The sequence below is a fragment of the Gordonia sp. BP-119 genome (genome assembly GCF_016924115.1).
GTDB classification, from domain to species: domain Bacteria; phylum Actinomycetota; class Actinomycetes; order Mycobacteriales; family Mycobacteriaceae; genus Gordonia; species Gordonia hongkongensis.
In genome coordinates this window covers 46831-62393 of the sequence record NZ_JAFFZF010000024.1, presented here as the reverse complement: position 1 = coordinate 62393, position 15563 = coordinate 46831, and the positions used below count along the sequence as shown (strand labels likewise).

The following is a 15563-nucleotide window of genomic DNA, read 5'->3' as shown; positions in this document are numbered from 1 at the left end:
CTGCAATATACAGGTGGCCGTCGGCTCGGCGGGGGCGAAGACATACACGGAGAAAGAACAACATGAGCAACGACGTCAACTACCAGGACCCGGCCGGGGCCGATTACTACTCGGGGGTCGATCACCGCGAGTCGGAGACCGGTTCGTCTCGCCGATCGGGCGGAGTCAGCGTCCCGACCGTCCTGGCGTCGGCAGGCGTCGCTGCCATCATCTCCGCGATCGTCGTGACGATCGGCGTGGTGGGCATCGTGGTGAGCGAGCGCAACGACTCCGCCACCGCCGCACAGCCGACCGTCGTCAACCTCGGTGCCGCGCAGACCGCGCTACCGCAGCAGGGCATTGCCGGCCAGCAGCCCGTCCCGGGTCAGCCCGCACCCGCCGGCGCACCGGCCGGAGCGCCGGCGGCGGCCCCGACGGAGAACGTGCCCGAAGGCGGCGGAGCGATCGGTGGACCGGTCGGTCCTCCCGGTGAAGGAGCCGCGCCGGCTCCGGGTGCGGCCCCCGCACCTGCTCCCGCGCCGGGCACCACGGCCGCCCCGCAGCAGAGCGTTGCCGCCGGCCCGGCCGCGCTGACGCCCGGACAGCTCAACACCAAAGTCCGCATCGTCATGAACTCCAACGCCAGCCGCGCCGCACGCGCCGCCGAACTCGAGGGCGGTGAGCGTGCGCTCCGTCAGATCGACCTCGTCGCCCGCGCGATCACGACCTACGGCAATGTCGGGCTCAGCTACCAGATGGTGGGACCCGTCCAGGTCAGCGGCAACACGCTGACCGCTCCGCTGCAGATCAGCGTGGTCGGCCGCGGTAGCCAGAATCGCTCGATGACGTTCGTGTGGAGCGGCAACAAGTGGAAGCTCTCCAACCGAAGCGTCTGCACCATCGCGGGATTCGTCCTGCTGCCCTGCTCGCTCTGACCGCGCGGGGTGACACGGTCCGGTCCGCCGGACGACACCGACAACCCATTGGGGGATCTTCACGTGATTTCACGACCACGCCTGGGCGCACTCGCCGCGAGTGCACTCCTGTTCGCGGGCCTGCTGGCCGGTTGCTCGAGCTCGGATGACGAATCCGCCGGTGGCACCGTTCAACTCAACTTGCCGGACGGCCGGTCGGTGACGATCCCGGACACCCCGGAACGGATCGTGACCCTGGGAGACCAATGGACCGACGTCGTGCTGTCGTTCGGTGAGACGCCGGTCGGGTACTACGACTACTCGAAGTCGGCGACCGGCGAGATGCAGCCGTGGTACGGCGAGAAGCTGGCCGACGCGACGTTCGTCGACCCCACCAAGGGCGACGACGCGACGACCATCGCCAAGCTGAACCCGGACCTGATCTTCGCACCCGGCTTCGCCTCGGACAGTCCGGAGTTCCAGCAGATCTCGAAGCTGGCCCCGACGGTCAACGCCATCAGCGACCAGGAGATCGATCCCTGGCAGGACATGGTCACGGTGATGGGCACCGTGCTGCACGACCCGGAGAAGGCGAAGTCGATCATCGACGACACCAACGCGAAGATCGCGGCGGTGGCGCAGGAGTACCCGGATCTGAAGGGTAAGACCTACGCGTTCGCGTTCATGTACGGCAACGACCAGCTGTCGGTGCTCGGTGACGAGAACGACGGCGCCGGAAAGCTGTTCACCTCGCTCGGGATGAAGATGGCTCCCAAGCTGGTCGCCGAGTACCAGCGGACCGGCCAGCCGCGGTTCGGGCTGAGCACCGAGAACATCCCGATGCTCGACGCCGACGTGCTCGTCGTGGCCACGGCCACCCCCGAGCAGGCGGAGACCCTGAAGTCGCTGCCCGGGTACAAGAACCTGAAGGCGGTCAAGGACAACGCCGTCACGTTCATGACCCAGTCGCAGATCACGGGTCTCAACGCGCCGACGCCGAACTCGATCCCGTACGTCCTCGACCTGCTGAAGCCGTCGTTCGCCGCGGCGTCCAACTGAGCTCGGTCTGGAACGAACTCGCCCTCCGCGGAATGCGGAGGGCGAGTTGGTTTTCGGGGGCACCGGACCCTTCGTGGCTCGTCGCTATCGCTCCTCACACCTCAGGGAGCAGGGGGTGCCCGTCGCTATCGCTCCTCGCACCTCAGGGGGCAATGGTTATGTCGTTCTTTCGGATTAGGGAGCAGGGGGTGCCCGTCGCCATGGGCTCCTCAGGGAGCGGGGGCCCACCGCTGGTTGAGCAGGCGACGAGCGCAGCGAGGAGCCGTGTCGAAGCCACTTGGCAACAACGACAACGGCCCGAGCCGCACGTGGCGGATCGGGCCGTGAGCCGGCTAGCGGGTTACGGCGCGACGATGTCGTCGTCGTCCGACGCGCCGAAGCTGGTGAACGCGGTGTGCTTGGGCAGGCGGTAGGCCTCGCGGCCCAGCACGGTGTTCAGGATGCGTGCGTTGCGGACCGCGCCGATGTCGAGGTTCGGGGCCGAGACGCCGTGCGCGTGCTCCTCGGCATTGGCGACGAAGATCCGGTTGGTCAGGGCGTCGTCGGTCTCGATCTCGTGGTTGGCGCCGATGACCAGGCGCCCGCGCGAATCCCGGTGCAGCGCAGACTCGATCGGGGCCAGGAAGTCCGCCCTGCGGGCCTGGTAGCCGGTACTGGCGATGACCATGTCGGTGGTGTGGGCCAGCTCGGAGCCGGTGTCGAGGTGACGGCCGCGGACCCGGAGCTTGCCGTCGGCGAGGGTGTCGATGCCCTCGACCTCGACCGAGATCCGCAGCTGCACCGGGTTGAGCTTGTCCTGCAACTGGCGCCGGTACAGCAGGTCGTGCAGGCGCTCCAGGGTGTCGGTGGAAATGCCCTTGTGGAACTGCCAGTGCTGCGGGCGAACCCGATCCCGCGCGGCCTCGGGAAGGCTGTGGAAGTAGTCCATGTAGGCCGGCGTGGTCATCTCCAGCGAGAGCTTCGTGAAGTCCAGCGGCGCGAACCACGGTGTGCGCGTCCACCATCGGACCGCGGGGCCGCCGCGTAGGTTCGCCTCCAGCAGATCGATGACGATCTCGGCACCCGACTGGCCGGAGCCGATGACCGTGACGGTTTCGGCGGCGAGCGCCTTCTCCTGGTTGAACAGGTAGTCGGAGCTGTGGACCACCGCGGGCGAATCCGACGAGAGTGCCTGCGGGACGAGCGGTTCGGTGCCGATGCCGACCACCACGTGTCGTGCGATCACCGTCGAGGAGGTGGTGCCGGTGTGCGTGGTCACCCGGAACGCGTCGGCCTCGGCGTCCCAGGCCACCTCGTCGACGGTGGTGCCCCACCGGAGCGAGTCGAGCCGGGACACGCACCAGAGCAGGTAGGCCTCGTACTCGATGCGGGTCGGGAAGAAGTCCTCGCGCACCAGGAACCGGTACATGCGATCGATGTCGGCCATGTAGTTCAGGAACGACAGCGGATGGGTCGGGTCGACGAGCGTCACCAGGTCCGACAGGAAGCTCACCTGGAGGGTGGCGTCGTCGAACATCAGGCCCGGATGCCACCGGAACTCGTCTCGCGAGTCGACGACCAGGAGGTTCACGTCGTCGAGCGTCGAGGCGAGCGCGGCGAGGCCCAGATTGAATGGGCCGCAACCGATCGCGAGTACGTCTACGTTCTCGACAGTGGTCTTCTCTTCTGGGGTCATTCGGACACTCTCACCATTTCTTCACTGTGGACTTCCGCGCCGGGTGCGGCGGTGCCTTCCGACTCCACCTCGAGCGCGACGCGCAACAGTTCGTCGAACAGCTCGTCGATGTCGCTCTCCGAGGTCTCCGGGTTGAGGAGGGTCAGCTTCAGGCAGGTCTGGGGCTCTTCCTCACCGGGCACCCGGACCTGGGTACGGCCGATGAGTGCCTTGCCGTCGGCGATCAACCGACGCCGCAGTTCGCCGTTGACCGCGTCGAGATCGGTGCACCGATACCGGAACACGACGGTGGTCAGCGTGACCGGTGCGATGAGCTCGAGCTGCAGTTCGGTGGCGATTCGCTGTTCGGCGTACACCGCGAGGTCGTTGCACTTGTCGAGCATGTCACCCAGAGTGCGGCGTCCGTAGGCGAGCAGGGTCGCCGCGACCTTGAGGACGTCGGGTCGTCGCGTCGTCTGCAGCGTCTGACCCAGGAGGCCGCTGTACCCGGCCTCCACGTCGTCGTCGGGGTTGAGGTAGGCCACCGAACGGTTCAGGGACACGAAGCGATCGGCGTCGGACAGCAGCATGAGGCTCGCGGCCGCCGGCTGCCAACCGACCTTGTGCAGGTCGAGGGTGACCGAGTCGGCGCGTTCGACGCCGGTGAGCAGACCGGCGAGACGGTCGGAGAACAGCGAGCCGAATCCGTAGGCGGCGTCGACGTGCATCCAGATCTCGTGCCGCTCGGCGATGTCGGCGATCTCCCCGAGCGGGTCGACGGTACCGAAGTCGGTGGTGCCCGCGGTGGCGACGATCGCCAGCGGGGTCGCCGCGCCGGCCTCGCGGATGGCCGTCTCCAGCGCCTCCGGGATCATCCGGTGATGCGAGTCGACCTCGACCGGGATGACCGCGGTCTCGCCCAGCCCCAGTGCCGCACAGGAGCGGTGGACCGAGAAGTGCGCCACGCGCGAGCAGAAGACGACCGGGCGGTGCAACGCGCCGACGCCGTCGTGCCGCACGTCGATGCCCCGCCGGGCAGCGGTGTGGTCGCGAGCGATCATGAGCGCCAGCAGATTCGAGATCGATCCACCGGGACTGAAGACACCGCCGGCATGTTCGCCGAACCCGGCCATACGAGCCAGCGACTGGACGGTCCAGGTCTCGAGCGCCAGCGTGGCCGGGCCGGAATCGTAGGTGTCGAGTGAGGCATTGGTGGCCGAGGCCAGGGCGTCGGCGGCGACCGCGACCGACAGGGGAGCGGGTTGCAGATGCGCCGCGGCCATCGGATGGGTGAGGTCCAGTCCGAACTCGGCCACCAGGCGGGCGAGCCGGGTCAGCGCCTCGGACTCGCCGATCCCGTTCTCCGGGACTCCGTGCGGACCGAGTAGTGCCGTCACCCCGCCGAGCACGGCGACGGGGTCACCGCTCGGCAGCGGGGCGCCGTGGTGATCGTCGCCGACCGCGGCCGCGACCTCGGCCAAGCCGCGCCCGACGTCGGCCCAGCCATCGCCGGGACGGGCGAATCGCGAGGCACCCCATACGGACTGGCGGTCTTCGGACACTGAGTTCCCCCCTGTTGACTCTGGTGCGCGGTGGCGCGGTGGCAGGCCGGTCATCCGGCGCTGCCCTTCTGTGGTGCGCTCTCGGCGAGGGTTTCGACGAGTGCGGAGACGTTCTGGTGCAACGACGTCGGAATCAGATCGACGAGTGCGGTGAGTACTGCGGTGGCGCGGTCGGCCACCGTGTCGGGGACGATCCCCGGTTGGTGGTCGACCTCGACGCGGGTGCTCTCGTCGTCGGCCTCGAAGGCGATCGAGAGCGGGTAGTTGGCGATCCCGTTGAACACCGACCGGCAGGTGACCGGGGCGTCGGCGGGTTGCGGGATCCCGCGCAGCGGTGCGGGCCGGACCGACGCCATGATCTCGATGACGGGAAAACGGCCGCCTTGCTGTCGCAACGCGGTGAGGATCGGCCCGAAGTCGGTGCCGGAGTGTTCCATCGATCGGTAGATGACTGCGCCCGCGTCCCGGAGAGCCTGCTCGACGGTGGCGTCGGGGTCGATGCGGAACCGCATCGGGATTATGTTGCCGCAGTATCCGACGTTCTGGGGTGACTGCGTCCGACGACGGTTGTCGGCCGGCACCACCAGGACGTGATCGGCGGCGCCGGTCAGGGCATACGCGGCCAGCGAACACACGCCGATCAGCAACGCGTTCGGGGTGGCCCCGACGGTCTGGGCGACTCGGCCGAAAGCGGCCAGCGAGTCGGCCGCAACCAGGGCGGCGACCTTGATGCCGTCGCGGTCGTCCATCGGCGAGAGCCAACTGTCGGCGGCACTCTCGGTGGGCAACTCGCCGCTGAGCGGATAGCGGACGTCCTCGGCGGCCCAGGTCGTGAGGGCGTGGCGCACCGCGTCGTCGGCGGCCGCCGCGACGGCCGCGGAATCGGGTGTGACCGGGCGGGAGTCGGCGGTGACGTCCCCGGGCCACGAACCCGAGACCAGGGTGCCCAGCAGCAGCGGCCATGAGGTGTCGTCGACGGCGAGATGGTGGACGACGAGGATCATCGTGACGTCGCCGTCCGAACCCGAGACCCGAAGCCGGAGCGGCACATCCGACGTCAGATCGAATGGCGTGCGGGTCAGCGAGGTCGCGATCGCGTCGGCATCGTCGACGGGTCCGGTTGCCTCCGCGTCCGGCAGGCCCCAGGTCCACACCGTGCCCGATGCGTCCCACGATCCCGCGTGCGACACGACGCGGCGACGCGGCGTGCCCTCGTTGTCGACCTCGACCACCGATCTCAGGACCCCGAAGCGCTCGACGAGTAGTTCGGCGGAGTCGACGACCGATCGGAGCGTTCGCGTCCCGCCGAACTGCAGGACGAGTCCGATGTTGTGCGACACCGATTCCGGATCCAGGTCGTAGATCCGCCACATCCGCCGTTCGGCGGTGCCGAACTCGCCGAACGGCACGGAGGTCCTTGGTTCGTCAGCTGCGGCCGTGCGGGCGGGTTCGCCGGTCTGCGCGATTCGACGACGCAAGAGCGTCAGTCGCGCTTCGGTCAACGCGGGCATGGCTCCCTCTCGGTCGATGTGGCGGTGGACGGCGTCGACGCTGCTGCGGTCGTGCCACGCAACACATCCCAATCGCGGACGACCTCGATCAGCTCGCCCGCCGCCCACCGCGGCGCCTGGTCCTGGAAGTGATCGGAACGGGGATCACCGCTCACGCCCAGCGGGACGATCCAGCGGCTCGCCCCGCGGTCGGCGAGGTCCCACACGTAGCGTGCGGCGGCACCCGTGATGCACAGGTGGGTGCCGACCGCCGCGGCGTTGGCGAAGACGCACTCGGCGTCCCCCGCCAGGGGCAGGGGAGTCGGACGAAGGTTGGCGAACAGATCCGGGTGCTGCGGCGACGCGCCGACCAGGTCGAATCCGTGGATCGGTGCCAGGCGATGGACGCTGCCCCACGTGGGCGTCGAACCGAAGGTCCCGATCCGGGCCACCACGGCATCGAGGGCGGCGACCGCCACGGCCTCGATGTCGATGCCGATCCCCGCCGTGTTGGCGGCGACGGAGGTCAGCGCGGTCGCGAGACGGGGCTCGGGCACGAACCACGGCTGGAACACCGCCGGGAACCCGTGCGGCCCGCGCAGCGGCGCGAGCACGTCGGTACTCGCGACCCCGAGGACCAATTGGGTACGGAACTCGGCATAGAGGTAAGCGTCGGTGCTGTCGGCGGTCATCGACCGGTCCCACGCCACCAGGCGCTCCCGGATGCCTTCGGCCTGGGCGTCGGCGCCGCGTACACGTGACAGCAACTCCTGGACGACGGTCGCCTGCTCGAGCCGGACATCGGTGTGGATGTCGGCGCAATCCGCCGGAGTCACCGAACCGAGACCGTCGAGTCGCGCGGTGATCCGGTCGGCGCGGAACGGTTCGACGCACTCACTCGTGAGCGGTTGCAACGCAGGCACATCGGACATCCGCTGGTTGGCGGTGACGGTGATGTTGCTGCGGAGGGTCGCGTCGAAGCCGGGGTCACCGAGCGAACCCGCCTCGTATCCGCGCCACTGGTAGCGCTCGTCCCAGCCCGGGACCGGCAACCAGTAGTTCTCGGGCGCGCGGACCGGCACCCGGCCGGCCACGTGGGTGGCGACGGTGCCGTCGGCGTGGGCGATGACCGCGCGGTTGACCGGCTCGACCCACTTCGTCAGGGCTGCTTCGACATCGGCGACGGTGCGCACGAAGAGCAGGTCGATCGGCGCGTCGAAGGTGACCTCTTCGGTGAGCAGCGGGGACCGGATGCTCATCGCGAACGACTCGTCGGGGCCGCCGAAGACGACGGCACCGTTCGGGGTGGTGACGAGCTGCACGGCAACGGGTTCGGCATCCCGGACGAGGATCGTCTCGGTGCTCACCCCGGCCGGCACCCGCCCGCCGCCCGGTACCTCGACCAGGAGCGTGCCGGCCTCGTCGCGCGTCAATCGCTCGAGGTACAGATCCTGATAGTCACCCATGGCATTCGTGATGCCCCAGGCGATGTCGTCGCCCTGACAGAAGTGCGGGACTCCCGGGACGCCGGCAAAGGCGAACCCGGCCATGTCGAATGCTTCGTGCGGACCTGTCGAGGCGAGGTGGAACTGCTGATAGATGCCCGGCAGTTCGAGGAATCGATGCGGGTCGCCGGCGACGATGGGCGCACCGGTCGAACTCCGCTCGGCGGACACACCCCAGGCGTTGCTGCCCGACATCGGATCGCCGAGGTCCACCGCCGGGGCGGGTTGCTCGGGCGACGCCGGGCGGGTGATTGCGAGGATCTCCCCCAGGAACGCCTCATCGGGCATCGCAGGCACCGTGGGGTCGGTCTCCCGCGTCTCGAAGTCCCAGAACCGCAGCGCATCCTGACCGAGCGTGCGGCAGGCATGCAGGCGGAAGAGTTTCGTGGTGAACCGCCCGAAGAGCACGTGATGCATGATGAACACCGAGATCGGCGTCCACGGCCGCCACGGCAGCGGACGATGCGCCAACGCCTCGAGTTCCGGTGCGGCAGCCGGCGTCTCGAGGTCGCCGAGGGTGCTGTTCACGCCGTCGGCGTAGGCGGTGACCAGTTCCCGGGTGCGGGTGGACGATGCGTCGAAGATGCGTTTTGCCGCCACGTCGAGCTGGGCGCGGCGGGCGAAGGTGTCCCATTCGACGCAGCCGGCCCCGAAGACCTCGGCGGTACGTCCCTCGGCGCGCAGCCGCATGAACTCGATCTGCCAGCGCCGGTCCTCGCCGCATGCCCGGCCCTGTCCGTACAGAGCGCCGCGCGGCGTCGAGGCGAGGACGTGCGGGATGCCGTGGTCATCACGCAGGATCTCCACGTCGTCGGGTGCGTGGGTGCGGGTGGTGGTCATCTCCGTCACCGGTCCCTCGGCGGCGCAATCGGATTGACGAGCCGGTGACCCGCGTCGATCAGCGATGCGTAGGAGTCCTCGATGTCGACCATGCGCTTGTTGTTGCGCAGTTGCAGCCCGTTCATGTGCACCGCCCCGAACTCCGGTGCGAACAGATCCCAGCGAGCGAACCTGTCTTCCAGATCGGGGTGGGCGGCGACGAACTCACGCAGGCTCTCGGCCACCAGTGACCAGAACTCGTCGTCGCCGATGATGCCGTGCGTGTGCAGGATCTCGGCGAGTGGACGTAGGAAGTCGTCGAAGACGTCCGACAGCACACCCAGGTTGCGGATCTCGTCCGGTTCGGTGGTCCGGACGCGGGCGCAACTCTCCGGGAGTCCGTCCGCCTCGCCGAACACCGATACCTCCTCGCCGATGTCCTTGAGGATCGCTCGCACCGGGATGCCCTCGGCGAGAACGAGGATGAGGTTCTCCCCGTGCGGTGAGAACTTCAGCTCGTATCGGTAGAGCAGGTAGGCGATGGGGTGCAGATAGGTGCGCAGGTAGCGACGGATCCACTCGGTCGCGGGAACACCCGAACGGTCGATGAACGCGCCGACCAGTGGCTCCCCCAGGTGGTCGACGTGAAGCAGCGCGGCCATGGTCGACAGTTGCTCGTCGGCGGCTGCCAGCGGCACCGGGCTCTGTCGCCACAGCGCGGACAGGATCTTGCGGTACTCCGACCCCGGCTGCGTGATCGGCGTGAACGTCGGACTGCGGTAACCGATCGCCGCGACCTCGAAGATCATCTCGAAGCCGATCGCGGCGAGGTACTGGTCGTCGGCGACGAGTCCACGGACCCAGTTGTTGATCAGCGGCGTCGTCCGCATGTAGTCGGCCGACATCCCGCGTGTGAAACCCATGTTCACGATCGACAGTGCGACCTTGACGTAGTTGCGGGTCGGGGTGGTCGCGTTGAACACCGTGCGGATCGACTGCTGTGCCTGATAGAGGTCGGGGCTCGTGCCGACCTCGACGATGCGCTGGTCGGCGATGTCGGCGGAGTAGAGCTTGCGTACTTTCTCGACCCACTGCCAGGGATGCACCGGGAGGTACCGGTAATCGGCCGGGTCACAACCGACTTCGCGCAGGGCGTCCCCGAAGTCGGACAGCGTCTCGGGTCCGAGCTCGTCGAGGAGCAGCGCGTCGTAGTCGACGTCGCTGACGGTGGCGACGTCACAGTCCTCGCGACGGACGGCGAGCCAGACGAGTCGGAAGTGGTTGCCCACCTCGGGGGCGTAGCGCTCGATGTCGTCCGCGCTGAAACCAAGACGGCCGGCGTTGGCGACGATGCACGGGTGCCCCTCCGTCATCGTCGCCTCGATGGTCTGGAAGTCGGCGTGAGCGAGATCCGTTGCCGGGATGCGTCGTTCGTCCGGACGGTCGGCGCTGATCGCCAGGGTGTTGATGAACTCCTCGAGGTACTCCGGCAGCGCCTGGGGACCGATCCCCAGGAACGGGGCGAGGTCGACGATCATCGCCACCGCGTCGACGGGGAGTTCGGCGCCGTCGCGCACACGACGCAGCGTCGACTCGTCGATCGCCCAGCTGTCCAGGGCGAGTCGGTCGGCGCGGAAGTGGTAGTCGGTGCGGCCGTCGGCGGAGGAGACGACGTACCCGTCGCCACTCGCCACCGGGGCGAGTGCCCGCTCGTGGGAGAACTCGGCGAGGATCTTCTTCGCGATCCTGGTGTGGTACGTCTGGCGATGGCTTCGCGCACCCGACCCCCCGGCCGTGCGCGTCGCGAATCCCGGAATGGTTCCGATGTCCTGGAGAGTCAACGATCTACGCCCCCAGGTCCGTGACCTCGACGGGTCCGACGGACTTGCCGTTGTCGGTCACCTCGAGAAAGTCGGCTCGGGTGCAGTAGCTCAGGTGCGCGGTCTTGTTCCCGACGGGGTAGTCGCCGTCGACGCGGAAGCCGACACTCGCGTTGAGGCGGTGCACGGCCTTGTTGCGGACGTCGGGCTCGACGACGACGCGCGCGGCGCCGACCTCCAGGATCGCGGTCCGCATGATGTGCAGCATCACCGCGCCGGTGAAGCCCGGCAGGGACTGTTCGGCGTGGGCGACCAGCAGGTGCATGCCGATGTCACCGTCGGCGGGTACGTAACCGCTGGCGGGGGCGGCGAGTTCGCTGGTGGCCGGGTCGTAGAGCTCGAACAGGAACTGCGGGCGCCCGTCGTGGTAGCCCAGGCGCATTCCGTGGGGCGTGCCGGCGGTGGCCTCGGCCGACTCGCGAATCATCTTCTCCACGTCGGCAACCGAGCTGTCGAGCATGTCCCAGTACTTGGCCTTGGGATGGGTGAGCCATCCGTGGACCGTCGCGGCGTGCGATACGTCGTCGAGGTCGACCGAGGTCAGGTCGTAGGTCGGGGCGGAGGAAATGGTCATGATGCCTTTGCTCTGGGTGGTGGTCTGTTGGGGTGCCGGAGAAGGTGCCGGATGCTCTCAGCCGCGCGCGATCTCGGCCTCCACCTGTTCGTCGGTGAGTTGCAGGACGTCGAGGAAGGTCTGTGCCACGAACTCGGCGCGTTCCCCGCCGAGTTCGGTGAGTCGTCCGGCGAGCCCCGCGATCGTCCGCCGGGAGAAGATGTCGGCGACCGAGAGGCCGGGTGCGTCGAGCCACTGGCGCGTCAGTGCGACCACCCGGGTGGCCTGGACGGAATCGCCGCCGAGGGAGATGAAGTCCTCGGTGACGTTCACGGGCGGGGTCGGCAGGACCTCGCCGAAGATCAGGGTGAGGGCCTCTTCGACCGGGCCGCGCGGCGCGACGGCCTCGACGGCGTCGTCGTCGGACCGGACGCCGGCGGCGATGGCCTTGCGGTCATGCTTGCCGTTCGGAGTCAGCGGGAACCGGTCCAGGACCGTGATGGACCGCGGGACCATGTGCGGTGGAAGGGCTTCCGACAACCGGGCGCGCAGGTCGGCGTCGTCCTCGGTCGATCCGTCGGTGAGTACCACCGCGGCACGCAGGTCGCGACCGTCGGACCAGGCGACGGCCGAGCCCACCCCGGTCAGACCCAGCAACCCGGCCTCGACCTCACCGAGTTCGACGCGGTACCCGCGGATCTTCACCATGTGGTCGGCGCGGCCCAGGAAGTCCAGGAACCCACCCGGGAGGTAACGCGCGAGATCGCCGGTGCGGTACCAACGCTGTCCCTCGTGCTCGACGAAACGATCGGCGGTGCGCTCCGGGTCGCCGCGGTAACCGTCGGCGACGCCGGCTCCGCCGATCCAGAGTTCACCCGGCACGAGGTCGGGACGGTCGCGGCCGGCGTCGTCGACGACCCGGCAGCGGACGCCGCGGAGCGGAATCCCGTACGGCACGAACGCCATTCCGGCCGGGACGGCATCCGCTTCGCAGATGGTGGAATGGATCGCCGTCTCGGTGGTCCCGCCGAGGCCGGCCACGCGACAATCGGGCAACTGTGCGCCGACGCGCTCGAGCAGCGACACGTCGACCTTGTCGCCGCCCATGATGATCATCCGTAGCGACGCGGGCAGGGGGGCGAGATCGAGGAGCATGCCGAGGATCGACGGCACGCAGTTGAGCACGCTCACCGAGTGCTGGGTGAGCAGCCGCGCCCAGTCGTCGACCTTGGTCTGCTCGTCGTCGCCGGGCACGACGACGGCGCCGCCGACGGCGAGGAGGCCGAAGATGTCGAAGACCGAGAGGTCGAACTCCAGCGAGGACACCTGCAGGCTGCGATCGTCGGCTCCGATCGCATACCGGTCGACGAGGTCGGTGATCGTGGCGACCGCGGCCCGGTGCGGAACCTGTACGCCCTTGGGCAATCCGGTGGAGCCCGAGGTGAACAGGACGTAGGCGAGGGCGTCGCCGCCGATCGCGACCGGGTCGACCGGATCGGTGCGTCGGGCGTCGTCCACCTCGAGCACGGTGGCTTCGGCAGAGGTCCAGGCGGAGGGTTCGGAGGTGAGAATTGCGGCCGGGGTGGCGACGTCGACGATGCGCTCGCGGCGCGCCCGGGGCTGGGTGGGGGCGATCGGGACGTAGGCCGCGCCGGCGGCGAGCACTCCGAGTGCGGCGACGACCTGGTCGCCGCCCTTGGGGAGGTGCACGACGACCGTGTCACCCGGTGTGACCCCGGCTGCGACCAGGGCTCCGGCGACTCGGCGGGCCTCGTCGGCCAATTCGGCATGGGTCCAGGTGCGTGCGTCGGACACGACTGCCGGTGTCCCGGCACGCTCGGCGGCGCGGGCGAAGAAGGTTCCGTGCAGGGTGCCGTCGAAGGTGTCGGTGGCCGGTAGTGGACTCTCCACCGAAAGGCGCTGTGCTCGAACCTCGGCCGTGATCGGGTCCGGCGCGGGCGCATCCCATTCACCGTCGACGAGGAGCCCGAGCAGACGGACATAGTGGTCGAACATCGAACGTGCGGTGGTGAGTTCGAGGTCGGAGGCGCGGACGTCCCAGTTGAGGAGCAGCCCGCCGGCCACCTCGGTCACCTGTGCGTCCAGCAGCACCTGCGGACCCTGCGAGACGATCCACGACGGATCGCCCAGCACGTCGGTTGCCTGTTGCGAGAACAGGTCTCCCAGTCCCAGCGCGCTGGTGAACACGATCGGCGAGACCACCGGTTCGCCCCGGTGGCGACTCAGTTCGCGAAGCACGTCCAGTCCGTTCATCGAACCGTGCGCGGCGGCCTCGTGCATCGATGTCCGCATCGATCGCGCACGTTCGGCGAGCGTCGCCGGCTCACTCAGGTCGACGCCCACGAGGATCGACGACGTGAAGTCGCCCACCACCCGCTCGACGTCCGGATGGACCTGTGGACGATCGAACAACGGCACGGTGAGCAGGAATCGCGATGTGGCCGAATGTGTTCCGACGGCTTCGGCGAACACTGCGGCCACCGCGGCCGCGGGGGTGACGCCGCGCCGGTGCGCGTGCTCCTCGAGTCGCTTCCAGTCCGACGCGGACACCGAATGGTGGAGGCGGACGCTGTGCGGTTCGACATCGCCGCGCATCGCACGTTCGTCGAGCGGGAGTTCGGGCGGGCCGGGGAGTGTGGGAATCCTTTCGCGCCACCAGGTCACGTCGTCGTCGCGGATCTCCCGCGACGTGCGATCCGCGGTGATCGTCGCGAAGGTGACGCCGAGTTCCGGCAGGGACTCGCCGCGGTACAGGCGAGCGAAGTCGTCGACGAGGACGCGGTAGCTCATCGCGTCGGCGGCGATCATGTCGACGTCGAGATGGACACGGGTCGAGTTCCCCGGCAGCAGACTCAGTTCGGCGCGGATCACCGCTCCCTCGTCGACCGGCAGGGCGCGGTGGGTGCCGTCCGCGCGGCGGGCCGCCAGGACCTGCTCGACCGTCTCCGGTGAGTGTTCCCGAAGGTCGTGCACCGCAATGGCTTCGGGGTGTGCCGGGCCGATCTCCTGGGTGCCGTCGGGAAGTACTCGGACGCGCAGCATCGGGTGGCGTTCCAGCAGCGCGGCCATCGCCGAGGTGAAGCGGTCGCGGTCGACGTCGGAACCGTCGAACTCGATGTAGAGGTGAGCGGCGACATTGCCGAACGCGTGGCTGTCCGACCTGCCGATCCAGTAGGCGTGCTGCATCGGAGCGAGGGGGAACGGTCCTTCGGTCGGTTCCGATGACGAAGGTGCGAGGTCGTCGGTGGTCGGCGCGGGCGTGCCGCCCAGCAACGCCGCCCACGCGGTGATGGTCGGTTGCGCGGCGAGGCGGGCGAAGTCGACGTCGAGGCCGCGTTTGCGCCAGGTGCCGGCCAGTCGCATCATCCGCAGCGAGTCGAGTCCCTGTGCGATGAGGTCCTGCTCGGGGTCGATCGACTCGGGGGTCACGCCGAGCGCCGTGGCCACCTGGTCGCGGATGTCCGAAGTCGCGGCGGCGGCCGCGCCGGCACCGGCCGGGTTCGCGTCGCTCGGCCGACCGGCCGAGGAGCGCAGAAGTGCCGCCCAGGCCGTGACCGTGGGTTGTGCGGCGAGGCGGGCGAAGTCGACGTCGAGGCCGCGTTTGCGCCAGGTGCCGGCCAGTCGCATCATCCGCAGCGAGTCGAGTCCCTGGGCGATGAGGTCCTGCTCCGGGTCTATCGACTCGGGCGTCAGGCCGAGGGCCTCGGACACCTCGGCGACGATGTCGGCCGCGGTGACAAGATCCGTGGTCTGGGAATTCGTGGCCATCAGCCGGCGTGCCTCTCGCAGTTCGGTGAGATGTTTACTCAGTCCGGGGAACCCGCATTTAGGGTAGGTTATACTAACTAACCGCTCCGCCCAATCTCTGGGCAATGTCGGCGAGGGCCCCGCGAGCCGACGCGAATTAGGTTAGCCTAAGTTTCACGTATTGGTCTCATCGGATGACGCGGATCACGTAGTCGCGATGATCGACTCGGGGTCTTGTGTCCGAGAAAGATTAGGCTACCCTACCCAAATGGTGCGAGCAGTTGTGTTCGCCGAGACCAGCGGTCGGGGACGACCCGCGGTATGACCACTCGGTCGCTCACACGACCGGAAGACGATCAGACGACCGACGCCAGGTGCTG

General features: G+C 68.7%; 9 protein-coding genes. 2 read left to right on the top strand and 7 right to left on the bottom strand.

What is annotated here, in order from left to right:
• Nucleotides 1–62: 62 nt before the first annotated feature.
• Both JW364_RS14850 and JW364_RS14845 read left to right on the top strand, forming a co-directional pair.
• On the top strand, nt 63–914 hold the full coding sequence (locus tag JW364_RS14850; RefSeq protein ID WP_205333747.1) for a hypothetical protein: 852 nt from the start codon (nt 63–65) through the stop codon (nt 912–914).
• 63 nt (nt 915–977) lie between these two features.
• On the top strand, nt 978–1952 hold the full coding sequence (locus JW364_RS14845; protein ID WP_058251432.1) for an ABC transporter substrate-binding protein: 975 nt from the start codon (nt 978–980) through the stop codon (nt 1950–1952).
• 340 nt (nt 1953–2292) lie between these two features.
• On the opposite strand, the gene JW364_RS14840 is transcribed toward JW364_RS14845, so the two are convergent.
• The 7 genes from JW364_RS14840 to JW364_RS14810 are packed head-to-tail and all read right to left on the bottom strand — an operon-like array spanning nt 2293 to nt 15204.
• Nucleotides 2293–3627 (bottom strand): lysine N(6)-hydroxylase/L-ornithine N(5)-oxygenase family protein, encoded by a 1335-nt coding sequence (locus tag JW364_RS14840; RefSeq protein WP_205333748.1) that lies wholly within the window; start codon nt 3625–3627, stop codon nt 2293–2295.
• Nucleotides 3624–5168, bottom strand: a complete 1545-nt coding sequence (locus JW364_RS14835) for an aspartate aminotransferase family protein (protein ID WP_205333749.1) — start codon at nt 5166–5168, stop codon at nt 3624–3626. Before JW364_RS14835 ends, JW364_RS14840 begins: the two co-directional genes overlap by 4 nt.
• Before the next feature lie 50 nt (nt 5169–5218).
• On the bottom strand, nt 5219–6679 hold the full coding sequence (locus JW364_RS14830; RefSeq protein WP_205333750.1) for a condensation domain-containing protein: 1461 nt from the start codon (nt 6677–6679) through the stop codon (nt 5219–5221).
• The gene (locus JW364_RS14825; protein ID WP_159369983.1) at nt 6667–9003 is read right to left on the bottom strand and encodes a penicillin acylase family protein; all 2337 of its coding nucleotides are present in this window, start codon (nt 9001–9003) and stop codon (nt 6667–6669) included. Before JW364_RS14825 ends, JW364_RS14830 begins: the two co-directional genes overlap by 13 nt.
• Nucleotides 9004–9008: 5 nt before the next feature.
• On the bottom strand, nt 9009–10823 hold the full coding sequence (locus JW364_RS14820; RefSeq protein WP_159369984.1) for an IucA/IucC family siderophore biosynthesis protein: 1815 nt from the start codon (nt 10821–10823) through the stop codon (nt 9009–9011).
• Nucleotides 10824–10827: 4 nt separating this feature from the next.
• Nucleotides 10828–11436, bottom strand: coding sequence for a GNAT family N-acetyltransferase (locus JW364_RS14815; RefSeq protein WP_205333751.1), 609 nt, complete (start codon nt 11434–11436; stop codon nt 10828–10830).
• A 57-nt stretch (nt 11437–11493) separates the two neighbouring features.
• A complete protein-coding gene (locus JW364_RS14810; protein WP_205333752.1) occupies nt 11494–15204 on the bottom strand; it encodes a non-ribosomal peptide synthetase in 3711 nt (1236 codons plus the stop codon).
• Nucleotides 15205–15563 lie beyond the last annotated feature (359 nt).

Coding starts and splice junctions, on each gene's coding strand:
- JW364_RS14850 (WP_205333747.1), top strand. CDS start 63: ATGAGCAACGACGTCAACTACCAGGACCCGGCCGGGGCCGATTACTAC.
- JW364_RS14840 (WP_205333748.1), bottom strand. CDS start 3,627: ATGACCCCAGAAGAGAAGACCACTGTCGAGAACGTAGACGTACTCGCG.
- JW364_RS14830 (WP_205333750.1), bottom strand. CDS start 6,679: ATGCCCGCGTTGACCGAAGCGCGACTGACGCTCTTGCGTCGTCGAATC.
- JW364_RS14825 (WP_159369983.1), bottom strand. CDS start 9,003: ATGACCACCACCCGCACCCACGCACCCGACGACGTGGAGATCCTGCGT.
- JW364_RS14815 (WP_205333751.1), bottom strand. CDS start 11,436: ATGACCATTTCCTCCGCCCCGACCTACGACCTGACCTCGGTCGACCTC.
- JW364_RS14810 (WP_205333752.1), bottom strand. CDS start 15,204: ATGGCCACGAATTCCCAGACCACGGATCTTGTCACCGCGGCCGACATC.